The following is a 16,789-nucleotide window of genomic DNA, read 5'->3' as shown; positions in this document are numbered from 1 at the left end:
TTTTTAGTTCAATATCATATAATTTTGTTTGATTGGCAAAATAATTTCGAATTCCGCGCCTTCGTTCGGCTTGCTTTTGACCGTAATATCTCCGCGGTGCATTTTTATAATTCCGTAGGTAATAGCCAGACCAAGCCCCGTTCCTTTTCCCATTTTTTTCGTTGTAAAGAAAGGCGTAAAAATTTTATTTAGATACTCCGGCTTAATTCCGCATCCCGTATCTCGAATAATTATTTTAATTTTATTTTCCGTGGCGTTTATAACTACTGTAAGCGTTTTTTCCTTTGAATTTTCCATTGCCTCGCAGGCGTTAATAATAATATTCATAAAAGCCTGTTTTAGCTGATCTCTATCTCCCTGAATTTTAACGCCGTTAGTCATATCCTCTATTCTCAAGTCAATGTTGCCAAACTCGGGACGTATTTTAATCAGCTTGAAAACGGATTCGATTATCGACTTGATTTCGATTTCTTCAAGGCAAAGACGTCCTTGACGCGCAAAATTCAAAAGATTAGAAACGATATTCTTGCATCTTTCCGTCTCCTCGATAATGAGTTTTAAGTCTTCAATGCTCTGCTTCTCGCCGCCGATTCTTTCGATTTTTTTCTTCAGCATGGAAGCATAAATTAAAATTGAACCGAGAGGGTTGTTCAATTCGTGAGCGACGCCCGCGGCTAATTGTCCTATAGAGGCAAGTTTTTCGGCGTTGGCAAGTTGTTCCTGTGTTTCTCTTATTTCTTTATTCGCCTGCTCCAATTTGTCGATCAAATACGGCAGGCACATATCTTCTTCAGCCAGACCTTTAGCAATTGCAATCGCGTATTCCCTGCACGTCGGATATCCGCAGGCTCCGCAATTGAGCTCGTCGGATTTCGTAAATTTATTCGACTTGGCCAGTATGGCTCGAATTGTTTCTTCGGGCGGAGTCGGTCTCCGTTGATTCCTAACGGTAAAACTTCTCGAAAGGTTAATATCCCGATTGTTGTACAACGTGCTTTGCCATACTTTTTTATCGAAGGAATTGATGTCGGTTTCTATAAAAGAAATTACTTTTTCACGGCGTGAATAATAATTCAACTCGGAATCGACGGCAGGGCCGTTTATACAGCCTTCACAAAACAGAATATCGACAAACTTCGATTTAATCTTTTTGTCGGCGATTTCGCTGAGAATTTCTTCGACTTTATCTTTCCCTTCTACGACAATTATTTCCTTTTCCAGAATATCGCCGTGAGTATCGGTGGTCTTCAAAAGTCCGCCCGTCAGCGGATAAGCTTTTCCCATATAAGCGTGAGGAGGATCGAAGGACGAAAATTCGAGTGAATTAAGGTCAATCTCTTTTTGTTCGAATATTTGTTTGATTTCTTTGAAAGTAAGAACGGCGTCGATTGCATCGTTAACTTCGGCGTCGAGGTATTCGCTTTTCTTTGCGATGCACGGACCGATAAAGACAACTTTAATATCGTCGCCGTAATTTTTCTTAAGGAATCTTCCCATCGCTATCATCGGAGAAACAACCGTGGCAAGGTTATCGGATATCTCTATAAAATACTTAGTAATCCAGTTGTAAATTGCCGGACACGGCGAACTGATAATCGTTTTGCCGGAATTATTTTCTATATAAGATTTATATTTATCGCTAATCAGGTCTGCTCCGAAAGCCGCTTCGCTTACGTGTTTGAATCCGAGTTTTTTGAGCGCCGTAATGAATTGCTTTTCGACCCCGGCAAACGAAGCCGGGAAGGACGGAGCCACTATTGCATACGTGTCGTACGAAGGGAGTAATTCATTCAAAACTATTCCCATGTCGTCGAGCACCTGTTTGGCGTTTTGAGAGCATACTTTAACGCAATGCCCGCATACGATGCATCTTTCTTCAATAACAACCGCCTGTCCGTTTAATACCCGTATTGCGCGGGCGGGACATTCCCTGATGCAGGAATAACATCTTTTGCATCGTTGTCCTATGGTCGATACAATTCCCATCAAATCATAATTCTTCTAATATATTTTTTCTGTTAACGTAAGTTGTATGCAGCAGTTCGTGCGACAGATGACCGTTCGGTTCCCCCAGAAATTCATTATAGAGTTTCTTGAGGGATTCATTTTCATGCGATTTTCTGTTTTTCATTTTAGCGTCGATTTCATAGAGAGCTCGCGCGCGTTTTTGAACCTTTTCGGGTTTTTGATGAATCGGCTGACCGCCGCCGTTTATGCATCCGCCGGGGCAGGCCATCACTTCGATGAAATGATATTTGGATTCGCCTCTTTCGATTTGCTCGAGAATTCCGCGTACGTTGCCGATGCCGTTTACGACCGCTACATTGACGGTAGAGCCGTTAATATCGACCGAAAATTCCTTAACTCCGTCGAAGCCGCGCACGTTCGTCAAATCCACGTTCTCGAGTTCTTTGCCCGAAAGTTTGAAATATGCCGTTCTCAGTGCAGCCTCCATAACGCCGCCGCTTGTACCGAAGATTGCCGCAGCTCCGGTCGATTCTCCCAAAGGATTATCAAACTCGTCGTCAGGTAAATCGTTAAAATCAATGCCCGCTACTTTGAAGAGTCTGACTAATTCCCTGGTGGTCAGAACGGCATCCACGTCGGGCATTTTATCTTCCGAAAGTTCAGGCCGGCTCGCTTCGAATTTCTTGACCGTACACGGCATTATCGAAACTACGAAAATATCTTCCGGATTCAGTCCCATCTTTTTAGCGTAATAAGATTTGATAATAGCGCCTTCCATTTCATGAGGCGATTTACAAGTGGATAGATGCTCCAGCAAATGCGGATAATTTTGTTCGGCAAATTTAATCCATCCGGGGCAGCAACTTGTGAACATCGGAGTTACTCCGCCGTTGCCGAGGCGATTTATAAGTTCCGTGGCTTCTTCTAGAATAGTCAAATCGGCGCCGAAGTTCGTGTCGAATACTTTATCGAAACCGAGTCTTCTCAATCCGGTTATTATTTTGCCGGTAACATTGGTTCCGATCGGGAGATTATATTCCTCGCCCAAAGTTGCTCTGACTGCGGGAGCCACCTGAACAACCGTGAATTTCTTTTTGTCGTTAAGCGCATTGACAACTTCTTTGGCGTGACTCCTTTCACGTAAGGCTGCTGTCGGACAAACCAGAATACATTGTCCGCACAAAATACAGTCGCTAATATTGAGTCCTTTGTTGAAAGGAGTAGTAACATTACTCTTAAAACCGCGGTTCGTAAAATCAATCGCTCCAATTTTTTGAATTTCGTTACATGTCCTGACGCATCTTCCGCACAAAATACACTTTGCGGGGTCTCTTTCCATCGACGGACTGGATATGTCGATTGCGTGATTCTTCTTTTCGCCTACGTAGCGGTGTTCTCTTACGTTATATCTTTCGGATAAATCCTGGAGCTCGCAATTTTTGTTTCTGACGCAAATCAAACAATCCTGAGGATGATTTTCTATCAGCAATTCCACAATAGTCTTACGTGCGACTCTTACTCTGGGTGAATTCGTTTGAACTTTCATTCCTTCGGTTACGGGATATGCACAGCTTGGAGTAAGATTTCTCATCCCGTCAACTTCCACGACGCAGATTCTGCAGGCGCCTGTAGGAAACAGATCTTTCATGTGGCATAAAGTCGGGATGTGAATGCCGACGGATTTGGCAGCTTCGAGTATTGTCATGCCTTCTTCGGCTTTTACTTTTATATCGTTGATTGTTAATTCTATCATATTAATCTCCGTTAGAAATTAATTAACTTTAATAGCGTCGAAACGGCACGATTCGAAACACATCCCGCATTTTGTACATTTTACCTGAATAATCTGATGCGGTTGTTTCTTTTCGCCGATTATTGCTTCTGCGGAGCATTTACGCAAACAAACGCCGCAACCGTTACAAACGTCCGGGTCGATTTCGTATGTTAGAATTTCCTTGCAAACTTTGGCGCCGCATTTTCTTTCGAATAAATGTTCTTCGTATTCATCTCTGAAATATCTTAGACCGGACAAAACCGGATTCGGAGCGCTTTGTCCTAATCCGCAAAGCGATGTATCCTGAATTACCTTGGCTAGTCTCTGAAGATGTATGATTCCTTTGAACCGTTGAAGTTGTTCTGTCTTGTCTCCGTTGGATCCGTACCGGACGGGAATTCTCTCAATAATTTCGAGCATTCTTTTCGTGCCTTCCCGGCACGGGACGCATTTGCCGCACGATTCGTTTTGAATGAATGTAAGGAAGAATTTTGCGACGTCGACCATACATGTGTCTTCGTCCATTACTACGAATCCGCCAGAACCCATCATAGCTCCTACTTCCTTCAAAGATTCGTAATCGACTTCCGTGTCGAGGACAGAGTCGGGCAAACAGCCGCCGGAAGGTCCGCCAATTTGAACGGCTTTGAACTTTTTATCGTCGGGAATACCTCCGCCGATATCGAAAACCACTTCGCGCAGAGTAATGCCCATCGGAACTTCTACCAAACCGCTGTTTACAACTTTTCCGCTCAATGCAAATACTTTTGTTCCTTTGCTTGTCTTTGTTCCGGTGGAAGCGAACCATGCCGAACCCATATTTATGACTGAAGGCACATTTGCAAAAGTTTCCACATTGTTGATGACGGTAGGTTTGCCCCACAGACCGCTGTCGGCGGGATACGGAGGTCTGGGCCGCGGCATTCCTCTTTTCCCTTCGATGGAAGCTATCAGAGCGGTTTCTTCGCCGCATACGAAAGCGCCCGCTCCTTTTTTAATTTTGAGGTCGAAGTCGAAATCGCTGTCGAGAATATTTTTCCCGAGCAGACCGTATTCTCTGCATTTGAGAATAGCGTCTTCAAGCCTTTCGATTGCAAGCGGATATTCGGCTCGACAGTAGATATATCCGTACGAAGCGCCGATTGCATACGCTCCTATAATCATGCCTTCGATTAGTCGGTAGGGGTCGCTTTCCAGCACGGAACGATCCATAAAAGCGCCGGGGTCTCCCTCGTCTGCGTTGCAAATTATGTATTTTGTATCCGATTTCTTTTTATGAGCCAGTTCCCATTTAATGCCGGTCGGAAAACCTCCGCCGCCCCTTCCTCTCAAACCGCTTGCTTTTATCTCTTCGATAACTTTTTCGGGAGTGAGGATTCTGAGCGCTTTATCCAAAGCTTTGAATCCTCCCGCGGCAATATATTCGTCTATCGAATTCGGATTAATTACGCCGCAATTTTTTAGAACTACTTTATGCTGTCTTTTGAAAAAAGGGATTTCGTCGATATTCGGAATTCCGTCTTTTGTTTCGCCGTAGGAACCGAGTAATTTTTTCTTATAAACTTTTTTGTCGATTATCGTTGTTTTTATCAGATCCTTTACGTCTTTAGGTTGAATTTCACAGTAAGAAATCCTGTCTTCTCCGGGCAATTTAATGTCGACTATAGGTTCCCTTGCGCAATAACCGACGCAGCCGGTCGGTACGATCAGGGCATTAATATTTTGATTGACCAGCTCTTCTTCGATTGCGGATTTAACTTTATCCGCGCCGGATGCCAAACCGCAAGTGCCCATGCCGATAAATATCACAGGGATATCCGTCGACACGTAACGAAGCGCTTCGTTGAGATTTTTGTATTTTTCTTTACATTTATCGTCGTTATGACAAAGAGGTCCTTCGACAGAGCAAGCTACGAAAAGCTCGCAGGGAGTACTGGGAGAATGCCAGCACTGGTCGCAACATTTTTCTATAAAACTTTTCATTCTGCGCTCACTGCTTGTTCTTGTTTTTTGTATTTATTGAGTATTTTGGGAATTTCCTTTACCGTAACGCGTCCGTAATAATCGTCGTTTATATTAATTACGGGCGCAATACTGCAGGCTCCAATGCATGCGACAGTTTCGAGAGTAAATAATTTATCGCGCGTAGTTTGACCTGCGCAAATTCCCAATTCGTTTTCGAGAGCCATTAAAATATTGGCGGAATTTTTTACGTGGCATGCCGTGCCCCGGCATACTCTGATAATATTCTTTCCCAGCGGAGTCAGACGGAATTGATTGTAAAACGTGGCTACGCCGTAGACGCCGCTCAACGACATTCCGAGATGGTCGGCAACTTTACGTATTTCTTTTTCGGGTAAATAACCGTGAACTTCCTGGATATCCTGAAGCATGGCTATTAAATTACTACGGTCGTTTTTAGGATATTGCTGAAAAATATTGCCATCCATATCATTCTTCTCTTATTTATTTAGGTTATTAATTATATACAGATAATATGCCAAAAAATAAGGACAGCAATGACTTATTTATTACGTAAAAAATGAGGCTTATATCCGTTTTTTACTTAAATCTTTCCTAACAGTGAGAAAAGTAAAAAAACGAATTCTAATATTATAAAGTATATTGGGTCGTATTATGCTATTTAAGAAGTTGTTACGAGGCGGTAATGAGGGCTTCGAAAAGGTTTTAGTCCTCCTGATCCAGATTGGAGAGAATTTCGGATAAGTAAAGTCTGATTAAAAAATTCAGAGAATATCCTTTTATCTAACTTAAGGGTAGATCCGGCAGATTTATGCATTTATTAGAATTATTTTCTGCTTATGGAGCCGATACCGGAAACATTGGTCTTTGTTTTTTCGGGGTCGCCGTAATAATCGATGGAACCGACGCCGGAAACAGAAGCATTTAAATATTTTGACGCATATACGCTGGCGCTTGCGGCTCCGCTGACCGATATATAAACGTTCTCGGCTTTAAGAGATTTAGCGTCGATATTGCCCGCTCCCGATATTTCGGCATGCAATGTCTTAACATTTCCATCCATTACAATATTGCCCGCTCCGCTCAATTCGACGTCGAGGTCTTCGGTTTCGATATTGTAAACGCGCATATTGTTCGCTCCGGAGCATTCGATGTAATTTAATTCAGGCACGGTTACTACAATCTTTATCTCCTTTCGGGGAGAAATACTTCTGCGGGTGTCTATTATTAGTCTGTTGTGCTTAACTTTCGTTTCTATAAGCGGCAAAAGATTTTCTTCGGCGGTAATTTCGATCGATTCTTTTTCGCCGCATTTTATTTTAATGTCGTAAGCGCCGCCCACTTCAATTTTATTGAAGTTTCTTATTTCCCTGGTTTCGGTTCTTAAATTTCCGCTGCCTCTCACTCCCCATACTCCGCATCCCGCAACAATTATTGCAATCAAAAATAAGACTGTAACTTTAGTTTTCATGATACCTCCGTTTGTTGCCAGTTAAGACGCATTTAATCATGAATTGTTCCCCGCAACAAAAAATTTATCAAATTATAGTAAATCCTCTTAACTTTTTATATTTTATTTAACAAAAAATCAATTTATCGTGCTGCCCTATGATGAACGAAGATTTAAATAATCTTCAATCCGAAATATACGAACATTTGTGGAATGGCAGATACCGTTTAGCCCTTACTGCAGCCGAAAAATTATATTCGCTCCGTCCGAACGATCCGGAAGCAATTATATCGCTAGCATGGGCTTATCTCGAAAACGGCAATCCGACAAAAGCCCTCGATTACGCAAATTTAGCCGTTGAACTCGACAGCGATTCTTCCCGTATCCGATTCCACAGGGCTTATCTCCTTTCTCGTATGTGTATTTATGAAGGAGCTCTCGCCGATATTAATAAGTCGATTGACAATGAACTTAATTTATTGAAATGGACGCTGTCTACGAAAATAAGATCGTTGGCGGGGTTGAAAAAATACAAGGAAGCGCTTGATCTTTTGAACAGATCCCCCTTCCTGCGCGCTGATGACAACGCAAAGTTGAGCTATTTGAAAACCCTGCTCGAGCAAGCCGTACTTATTTCGGATATCGATAAAAAAATCGGGAAAAAGGATTCCGAGAAAATTCTCGGACTTGCATCCGACGCTATTAATAAAAAAGAATACTGGTTCGCACTGCTCGTTTCGGAAAAGTTACTTCAGCATTCGGAATATTACCGCGACGAAGCTGAATTGATAAATATTGAATCGATGTATTATCTGTTTCAGTATCTGCCCGCTTTTCGCAAAGCGGATAAACTAAAAGACAAGTTTGCCAAAAACAAGAAATTCAACTTTATTTATAACGCACTGATAAAATTCATGGAAACGGAAGATTACGAAGAAGAACCGTCGCTCAAGCTTACAAACGAAAATAAAATCGCTCTGCCCGATTTGTCGAAAACGAGCGAAAAGACTTCGGCTTTCAAAACAAACTCTCTCCTCTACCCCAACGACTTCATAAAATTAATTTCTATAAAGATTTTCGACCCGGAACGGGAATCGAAAACAAAAGTACGCGAATACTATAAACAAATCGACAAAAGATGCAATTGGATTAGCGTAGAAGTAATTTTTGACAATCCAGAATTCAACATAAAAGACGGCGAATATAACTGCAAAATTGTCGCTTACATAGACGACATGGAAGCAGGCATAACCAATTTCAAACTGAACGTTCCGAAAGAATGGGATTCCGTAATATTCACTCAAAATATCGGCTCGGATTTACCGGGTTTCTGGAAGAAAGGTCAGGGTAAACTCGAACTTTATGTAAATGAATTTAAGGTCGGAGAAAAATATTTCGGAATAAACGATTTTTACATAAAAGAGAAAGAAGAAAAACATGAAGAAAAACGAAAAATAATAAAAACCAAAGAACGCGAAAATATCGTCAAACCTCCGGATGATAAATCTTTGGAAGAACTTCTTGAAGAGCTCGATTCGTTTATCGGACTCAAAAACATTAAGCAAACCGTTCGCGATTTTATTACATATCTCGAATTCATAAAAGAACGGAAAAAATACGGATTAAAATCGGAAGAAAATATTGCAATAAATGCTGTTTTTCTTGGTAATCCAGGCACTGGTAAAACTACAATAGCGCGTTTAATCGGGAACATTCTGAGAGCCATGGGCATACTTCCCTCCGGTCATGTAGTGGAAGTCGACAGAGCCGCTTTGGTAGGCCAATATATAGGAGAAACAGCTCAAAAAACAGAAAAAGTTATTCAGGATGCGTTAGGCGGCGTTCTTTTTATCGACGAAGCTTATACGCTTATTAAAAAAAGCGGTAGCGCTCAGGATTTCGGGCAGGAAGCCGTCGATATTCTGCTTAAAAGGATGGAAGACAAAAAAGGAGAATTTGTAGTAATTGCCGCTGGCTATCCAGAAGAAATGAATAATTTCCTCGAATCGAATCCGGGACTTAAATCGAGATTTACACATACTTTTGTTTTTGAAGATTATACTCCGGACGAACTTGTCGAAATTTTCAAAATGTCAGCAAAGTCGGAAGATTACAGACTGGACAAGGAAGCCGAAGAATTTCTTAATAAAGAACTTATTAACCTCTACAGAAACCGGGATAAATCCTTCGGCAATGCGCGTCTAATCAAAAAAATATTGGACGAATCGAAACTGAACTTAAGCAAGCGAATCTTATCGCTGCCTGATTCCGAAAGAAGCAAAGAAAAGTTAACCACCATAACCGTAAGCGATATTCAAAATGTATTTAAACCCGAGAAGGGAAAATCTTACAAAACACCGATCAACGAAGAGCTTTTGTCGGAGGCTCTCGACGAATTGGACAATCTGGTGGGTCTTGCAGGCGTCAAGAAAGAAATAAACGAACTTGTCAAACTTGCGCGTTTCTTTGCCGAAGAGGGCGAAAATTTAACCGAAAAATTCTCCGACCACTACTTGTTTTTGGGAAATCCGGGCACAGGTAAAACTACGGTTGCGCGTTTATTCAGCAAAATATTTTCAGCTCTCGGAATTTTGAGCAAAGGTCATTTGGTCGAAACCGACAGACAGGGCCTGGTTGCGGGTTATGTCGGTCAAACCGCAGAAAAGACCAAAGCGGTAATCGACAAAGCTATCGGCGGAACGCTATTTATCGACGAAGCTTATGCATTGACAAAGTCCGGCGGAAGCAATTCGGATTTCGGCAGAGAAGCAATCGATATCCTTTTAAAAAGAATGGAAGACGACAGAGGAAAATTTATCGTAATCGCAGCCGGCTATACTGAAGAGATGAAACAATTTGTTTACAGCAATCCCGGACTCGAATCGAGATTTACAAAATCGATAGTCTTCGAAGACTATACGCCCGATGAAATGATGGAAATCATCAAACGCGCGCTTTCGAGCGATAATAAAAAACTTGCTCCCGATGCCGAAGAAGCTCTTTTGAGTTATTTCAGGGACTTATATAAACATCGCGATAGAAAGTTCGGCAACGCCCGTATTGTTCGGAATCTGCTAGAAAGGCTGAAGAAAAAACTCTTACTTAGAATAGCCGACATCGATCCGAAAGACCGGACAGAAGATGTAATGAATACGATAATTCTGGAAGATATAAATGAAGTTACGGGAATAATATACAATGCAAGAGAATACAGAGTAAAAGGCGATCCCCTCAAACTTCAAGAATATATGGACGAACTGAATTCGCTTGTAGGTTTGGAAAACGTAAAAGAAGGAATACTGAAATTAATAAGCGGTTCAAAGATTGCTCAGTTGAAACGGGAAAAGGGTTTGCATGTAATTGAAAAGAACCTGAATACAATCTTTATTGGCAACGACGGAACCGGAAAAACAACAGTGGCAAAATTGTTCGGCAATATATTGCGCGAACTTGGCATATTGTCGAAAGGTCATCTGGTTAAAGTGGAAAGAGCCGACCTTGTCAGGAATTTTCAGGATTCGACTCAATTGCGCGCTGAAGAATTAATTAAAGATTCTCTCGGCGGAATATTAATGATCGATAATTTCTCAACGCTGTTTACCGAAGATTTCGGGAAAGAAGCTTTCGACGCGATTCTCAACGGAATAACTCGCCATAAAAACAAGTTCGTTGTAATATTGGCCGATAATTTTGAGGCAGCCACATCCGTAATTGAGAAAAACCCCGATTTATCGGCGTACTTTTCGCAGGCGCTTTATTTCGAAGATTATACGCCCCGACAACTTCTTGCGGTTGCTTATTACATTGCCGACAAACACGGATATCTGCTCGACGAAGGAGCTCTTCAAATGTTGCTTGAAATTTTCAACGAGCTATATGAAAAGAGAGACGTTAATTTCAGAAATGCAATGACCGCCCGAAATATTCTATATACTGCAATCAGTAATCAGGAGAACAGGATTGCATCTTTAATTAATCCTTCGGACGAAGATCTTAAGACCATTAGACTCGAAGACGTGCAAAAAATAAAATTCTAATTTTTTACATAAATCGAGCGGGCAATTTTTTCGGTAATTGCCAGAGATAATTTAACCGGTATAAATCTGCCGGCGCATACCAATATTTTATTTATAATTCCATCCAGAACCGCAGGCTTTTTCCCCAGCGATTTCATCGCCGTTTTCACGACGTCGGCGGCTTCTCTTTGAAAGAAACCGCCGTCGGAACCCGCAACTTTATGAAATTCGGTCTTTGTAGGCCCCGGATTTACAACGAGAATGTCGATCCCTTTCTTTTTATATTCGCCGTAGAGAGCCAGCCCTAACGTCAAATCGAACGATTTTGTTGCCGAGTAGACCGACATATACGGCGTCGGTTGATATGCCACAAGACTTCCTAAGAATATTACGGCTCCTCTTTTCTTATTCAACATTATTTCGAGCGCAATATCAGTCAGGTAAACCGGCGCTAAACAATTGAGATTAATCATTTCCGTATAAGTGCGAATATCGTGATTCGTAAAGTCGCCGGCCTTGCCGAATCCGGCGTTATTTATTAATATGCCGATATCCCTGTTCTCAATTTCCTTTTGAACAACAGACATATTTTCAGGTTTGCTCAAATCGATGTCGAGCGTTATTACTTCGATACCGAATTTTTCTATTAATTGTTTTGCCAGTTCATCTTTGCTTCTGCGCGATATCAATATCAAATTCATCTTTTCATTTGCAAGGTAAAGAGCGAATTCTTTTCCAATACCGGAAGACGCTCCGGTAACAATTGCCCATTTGCCGTATTTATCCGCCAGATTCATAAAAACGCTAATTTTGTTTGATATTTTTATATTTAAATTATATAATTAATTTGAAATTTAGGAGATATTATGAAAATAGTTAATATTAAAGAAGTAGAAAGTCGCGCGGTCGATATCTCCGGGGCATACAAAGCTAACAAACAGATTCCGATATCGGCCGAGGACGGTACGCCCGCATATTCGATGCGTGTTTTTACTCTCGAACCAAACGGGTATACTCCATATCATAGCCATAATTACGAGCAACTTAATTACGTAATTGAAGGATACGGGATAATCGTCGACAAAGACGGAAACGAGCGCCCGTTAAAAGAAGGCGACTTTGCACTTGTGATGCCCAATGAATACCACCAGTATAAAAATATTTCGGACAATACGAATTTTGTTTTCATTTGTGTGGTGCCTAAGCAATACGAATAATCAGATCATTTCGCTAAGCAATTCTTTGCGGGGTTTGGGAATCACCACTTTATTGACGAGCAAACCTCTGTCGGCAATTACTTTTGCTCCCGCGTCTACGGCGCTTTGTACCGCAGCAACATCGCCGGTCAGCGTGCAAAAAGCTTTTCCTCCGAGCGCCATTGCAAGTCGAATTTCAATTAATTTAACGCTCGCCGCTTTAACCGCCGCATCAGCGCCTTCAATCAAAGAGGCTACCGAAAACGATTCAATTATTCCGAGAGCTTCCAGCATTTCTACGCTCGAATGTCCCGCCAGCGCAGGGAAAATATCTTTGTGAACGTTCGGTATTACAAATGTATCGATGACGCCGAAAGACAATTGATTGACGGCGTTATCTACGGCGGTTTCGACTTCTGCTACTTCGCCTCCGATGAGCACCATATATTTTCCCGAACAGATTGTTCGCGAAAGAATCAATTCGACATTCGAAGTTTTTAACATAATGTCTGCAGCTTGCATTCCCGCTGCAATGCTCGTCATTTCGACTAATCCCAATGAGTTCATAATAGCCCCGGAAATTAATTTTCAATTATAATATAATTATCGGTAATTTCTTTTATTACCCCGTCTATCGAAGCGTGAATTTTAGCGCCTACCTTGTCGGGTTCGACGTCTGCGACAAGCTCGTCTTTGCGTACTCTTTGATTCAATACTACGACCGGTTTGGCGGGCTGCCCCGCATGCTGTTTAAGCAACAACTTGACGCTTCTCGGCTGATAATCGATTTCTTCAAAAGGCGTAGCTTTGTCGTAATCGGTCAATTGTAATTTTTTCATAAGCATTTTCAAAGGCGCTCTTCTTCCCTCTTTCATGGGATGAACTTTTACTTCTTTCGGCTGTTCGTATCGTATTCCGTTTTTTCGTAAATAATCTTTGCCTTGATTACAAGCTTCTCTCGGATAAAGATCTTCGGGACATGCATAAAGTGAACAGAGCCCGCACGAACAGCATAAGTCGGCATATTGGTTCCAAACTCTTTCGCCGGTTTTTGTAAATGCCAGAGAGCGCATAACTTTGTGCGGCTGAACATCGTAGCCTAAAAGATATCTCGGGCAAAATTCCGTACAATAACTGCATTGATCGCAGGCGGATTTACCGATTCTGTTCATGTCATGAATTGGGCGTTTCATCCGGTCTATCAGATAATGATTGATAGGAAGAACTATAATACCAGCTGTCGTTTTCGTAACAGGTTCGTCGATATCGAAAGTCAAGCGTCCCATCAAAATTCCGCTTACAAAAATACCGTAATCCTGCAACGCAGTTCCACCTGCAAGTTCAATCAGCTCTCTGAAACTTGTTCCTACGGGGACGAAAAAAGATTTCGGATTTTTTACGGCGCCGGTTACGGATAAAAATTTCTTCGTGACGGGAATTTCTTCTGTGGCATTTGAAATGTTGTACAAAGTCTCAACATTATTGACAAGGCAACCGACATCCAGAGGCAATCCGTGCGGAGGGATTAATCTATTTGTTGCGGCATAAACGAGCTCGTATTCATCTCCCGACGGATAAAAATCTCCCAATAGCGTAAGGTTAATCGAAGGATTTTTAATTGCGTCGGCAATCGAGTCGATGGCTTTTTTATTTTTTTCTTTAATGCCTACGAATGTTTTTTTTGCGTTTGTCTGTTTCAAAAGATGCTCGATGCCGTCAATGATTTTTTCGGGAAAGTTAACCATCAATTCGTAATCCTTATGAATTAACGGTTCGCACTCGGCGCCGTTAGCCAATAAAAACTCGACTTTCGATTTCGCTTTGATGTGCGACGGGAATCCTCCGCCGCCCGCTCCTACAATTCCTGCGTTAAAAATTTTTTCAACCAAATCCATCAGTCGTTCCTTTTAATTACTACGATTGTTTTATCGTCTTGATATTTACTTTCTCCCGTGGAAAATTTAGTAACGTCGTCGAGTATTGCGTAAGCAATATCTCTTGACGTTAAATTAGCATTCTTTTTGATAATATCTGAAAGTCTCGACTCGCCGTAAAACTCGTACTTGTTGTTAGCCGATTCGGTAACTCCGTCTGTATAGATAACCAATATATCATTTTTATCGAAATTAATGCTGTCGGTTTCATATTTGGAATTGGGAGCCGGACCCAGTAGCGGTCCAGTCGAATCCAACGTGAAAAATGAATTTGCGCTCTTTTTATAAAACAACGGCGGATTATGTCCCGCATTTGAATAGAGGCACAGTCCTTTTTTGTCGATAGACAATTCGCAATAAAAAAGGGAAACGAATTTATCGTCGCTGAAAATTTTATTGACAAGCTGATTAAGTCTGAACATCATCGGCGATATTTTTACCTGAAAAGTGGACGCCATTCTGACCGCTCCAGAAATATACATCGCTTCCGCAGCGGCGGCAAGTCCTTTCGAAGCGGCATCGCCCACAACTATACCGAGCCTTTCCTCGTCTTCGCCGATCTTCAGATAATCGTAAAAGTCGCCCGCCACTATTTCGGCGGGGATTGTAACTCCGAATATTTCATAGAAATGAAAATTGTATTGATGATCGGGAAGTATGCTTTTTTGCAGTTCCTTTGCTTTGTCGATATCCTTAATCAGATTTTTTCTTATGGCAGTCAGGTATCTCTCGCGCAATTTTGAAGTCAATACGGTGGCTACCGCATTTAAAGTATCTCGTAATTCTTCCCCTATCTGGTCGCTGTTGACAGCCAGAAGATATTCGTAATATTTCTTACCGTTCACATTTACTTTCTTGCCCACTCCCGACGCCGAATACCTGAATATTCCTTTCGCCAGCAATGTAGTGTCGGTTTCATCCGCTAAGATCGTGCGTTCCTTCGAAATCTTTTCGAGTATCGGATTCTCTGAAATCGACAACATGTAATTTTCCGGAATCTTGGTAAGATTGCCCGTCTGAAAGACCAATTTATAAGCGGCAGCCGAAGTATCGAGCTTCCAGAGTCTCCCGCCGTTTAAGTTGAATTGTTCTTTACTCACTATCTGTTCGAGCACATACTTCAACAGTTCGGCGTCGGTTTTGAAATTGCCCGACGCAATAGTGTCAAACGTTTTTATAAGTTTTTTTTGATCCATTATTCGGAATAGAAATTTATTATTTTAATTATCGTTTCTCGACACACTTCGTTAAATTCGTGAGAACTGAACGATCTCATCAAGCTGTTAACCGTTGGTCTATAAACGCCTTTCAAAACGTATCCCCCGCCTTCGAATACTCCGATTTTGTCAGCGTATGTCGAGTCTTCCGGCGTTGGCACGGGCGTATTTTCATCTATTAATGATTTCCATTTTGAATCGAAATCGACTAACGTCGTTATATTCGGTTCCCACGGTTCAGTTTCGAGATTATAAAATTCATTGTATGTAGACGTGTCGGCATATTCGTCCGCAAGTCCCGCCAGCCCGTGACCGAATTCATGAACGAAAATCAATTTGGATAGTCGATTGTCCGAAGCGGTTACATTATAAAAATTATAAATTGCTCCCCCGCCGTATTTGGCAGTATTTACTATAATAAAAATCTGATCGTAAGGAGCATTAGACGCTACGTCTCTGACTGTATAATAATCTTCGGTCATCAAATAACGTTCGCTGTCAAAAGTGTAGAGTCTGGATTTTAAAAGCGTATTCTTCCAGATATTTTCTGCCGGAATATCGGCGCCCGTTTCGCCGGAAGGGGCTTCTATTCCCCAGATATTGATTCTTTCTTTCAGTTCATCGAAAGGGGAAAATTCAAAAAGGTATTCCGCGAATCGGTTGCAATCGCTCCGAAATTTTTCCATTTCATCGACTGTGTAACCTTCAGGCAGAAAAACTATATCGAGCTTTTTATGATGATCTCCGCTGTAATGAACTTTGAAAGTATCGTATTTTTTCGGTCGTTCCTTAACTATAAAATAATTGCTCGTATCGATTACATAAGAAAATTTATTAATGAATATTCCTTGCCGGTCTCTTTTGTCGATTTCGATTCTTACTTTCGATTTGGGATACGGAAATGTTACCGAGCAGGCGAATGTTTTAACTACGGTATCGGCTTCGTCCGTAGTTTGCCATTCTTGAAACAGTGTCGAGAATCCCCTCGAATAAATAAGTTTATTGTCGGAAATATTATAAACTTTCAGGAAATAATTACCGTAATAAAACGTATCGATTAAATTCACTTTCGAACCGCCCCAATACGGTTCTTCGATCAATCGGTTTAATGAAATAATCTCTGTATCTTTATCTCCGGTTTGATAAAAATCGATACGGAGAGTCTTATCGAGAAAATATTTATTGAATTCCGATTGAGAATAGAGCGACACATAGAATAGAAAAACAAAAAAGAAAATATTTTTCATGTTT

General features: G+C 41.4%; 12 protein-coding genes. 2 read left to right on the top strand and 10 right to left on the bottom strand.

Annotation, left to right across the window (positions count from 1 at the left end):
* Positions 1 to 3: 3 nt before the first annotated feature.
* The 5 genes from ACOYVE_RS09390 to ACOYVE_RS09370 form a co-directional block, all read right to left on the bottom strand.
* On the bottom strand, positions 4 to 1,986 hold the full coding sequence (locus tag ACOYVE_RS09390; protein WP_422881989.1) for a [Fe-Fe] hydrogenase large subunit C-terminal domain-containing protein: 1,983 nt from the start codon (positions 1,984 to 1,986) through the stop codon (positions 4 to 6).
* Positions 1,987 to 1,990: 4 nt separating this feature from the next.
* Positions 1,991 to 3,727: an NADH-dependent [FeFe] hydrogenase, group A6 gene (locus ACOYVE_RS09385; protein WP_041356083.1), complete on the bottom strand. Its 1,737-nt coding sequence runs from the start codon at positions 3,725 to 3,727 to the stop codon at positions 1,991 to 1,993.
* Between the two features lie 12 nt (positions 3,728 to 3,739).
* Positions 3,740 to 5,725, bottom strand: a complete 1,986-nt coding sequence (locus tag ACOYVE_RS09380; RefSeq protein ID WP_014857141.1) for an NADH-quinone oxidoreductase subunit NuoF — start codon at positions 5,723 to 5,725, stop codon at positions 3,740 to 3,742.
* Positions 5,722 to 6,192 (bottom strand): NADH-quinone oxidoreductase subunit NuoE, encoded by a 471-nt coding sequence (nuoE, locus tag ACOYVE_RS09375; protein WP_014857140.1) that lies wholly within the window; start codon positions 6,190 to 6,192, stop codon positions 5,722 to 5,724. The genes ACOYVE_RS09380 and nuoE overlap by 4 nt, the downstream gene beginning before the upstream one ends.
* A gap of 359 nt (positions 6,193 to 6,551) precedes the next feature.
* Positions 6,552 to 7,196 carry a head GIN domain-containing protein gene (locus ACOYVE_RS09370; protein ID WP_014857139.1) on the bottom strand — a complete coding sequence of 215 codons (645 nt, stop codon included), beginning with the start codon at positions 7,194 to 7,196 and terminating at the stop codon, positions 6,552 to 6,554.
* Positions 7,197 to 7,333: 137 nt separating this feature from the next.
* On the opposite strand from ACOYVE_RS09370, the gene ACOYVE_RS09365 reads away from it, so the two are divergent.
* Positions 7,334 to 11,212: an AAA family ATPase gene (locus ACOYVE_RS09365; RefSeq protein WP_014857138.1), complete on the top strand. Its 3,879-nt coding sequence runs from the start codon at positions 7,334 to 7,336 to the stop codon at positions 11,210 to 11,212.
* Here the strand turns inward: ACOYVE_RS09365 and ACOYVE_RS09360 are convergent.
* The gene (locus ACOYVE_RS09360) at positions 11,209 to 11,988 is read right to left on the bottom strand and encodes an SDR family NAD(P)-dependent oxidoreductase (RefSeq protein ID WP_014857137.1); all 780 of its coding nucleotides are present in this window, start codon (positions 11,986 to 11,988) and stop codon (positions 11,209 to 11,211) included. The two genes, ACOYVE_RS09365 and ACOYVE_RS09360, sit on opposite strands and share 4 nt — an antisense overlap.
* 69 nt (positions 11,989 to 12,057) lie before the next feature.
* On the opposite strand from ACOYVE_RS09360, the gene ACOYVE_RS09355 reads away from it, so the two are divergent.
* Positions 12,058 to 12,408: a cupin domain-containing protein gene (locus tag ACOYVE_RS09355; protein WP_422881656.1), complete on the top strand. Its 351-nt coding sequence runs from the start codon at positions 12,058 to 12,060 to the stop codon at positions 12,406 to 12,408.
* On the opposite strand, the gene ACOYVE_RS09350 is transcribed toward ACOYVE_RS09355, so the two are convergent.
* From ACOYVE_RS09350 to ACOYVE_RS09335, 4 genes are read right to left on the bottom strand one after another with little or no spacing between them, the layout of a single operon-like run.
* Positions 12,409 to 12,954 (bottom strand): BMC domain-containing protein, encoded by a 546-nt coding sequence (locus tag ACOYVE_RS09350; RefSeq protein ID WP_014857135.1) that lies wholly within the window; start codon positions 12,952 to 12,954, stop codon positions 12,409 to 12,411.
* 14 nt (positions 12,955 to 12,968) lie between these two features.
* A complete protein-coding gene (locus tag ACOYVE_RS09345; protein WP_422881654.1) occupies positions 12,969 to 14,282 on the bottom strand; it encodes a 4Fe-4S dicluster domain-containing protein in 1,314 nt (437 codons plus the stop codon).
* Complete coding sequence (locus ACOYVE_RS09340) at positions 14,282 to 15,517, bottom strand: PP2C family protein-serine/threonine phosphatase (RefSeq protein WP_014857132.1); 1,236 nt, start codon at positions 15,515 to 15,517, stop codon at positions 14,282 to 14,284. The genes ACOYVE_RS09345 and ACOYVE_RS09340 overlap by 1 nt, the downstream gene beginning before the upstream one ends.
* Entirely contained in the window at positions 15,517 to 16,785 is a 1,269-nt protein-coding gene (locus ACOYVE_RS09335) for a M64 family metallopeptidase (RefSeq protein ID WP_422881652.1), read from the bottom strand. Before ACOYVE_RS09335 ends, ACOYVE_RS09340 begins: the two co-directional genes overlap by 1 nt.
* Positions 16,786 to 16,789: the final 4 nt, after the last annotated feature.

This window comes from Melioribacter sp. (assembly GCF_049325435.1).
Taxonomy (GTDB): Bacteria; Bacteroidota; Ignavibacteria; order Ignavibacteriales; family Melioribacteraceae; genus Melioribacter; species Melioribacter roseus.
This window is presented reverse-complemented; position numbering and strand designations above follow the sequence as displayed.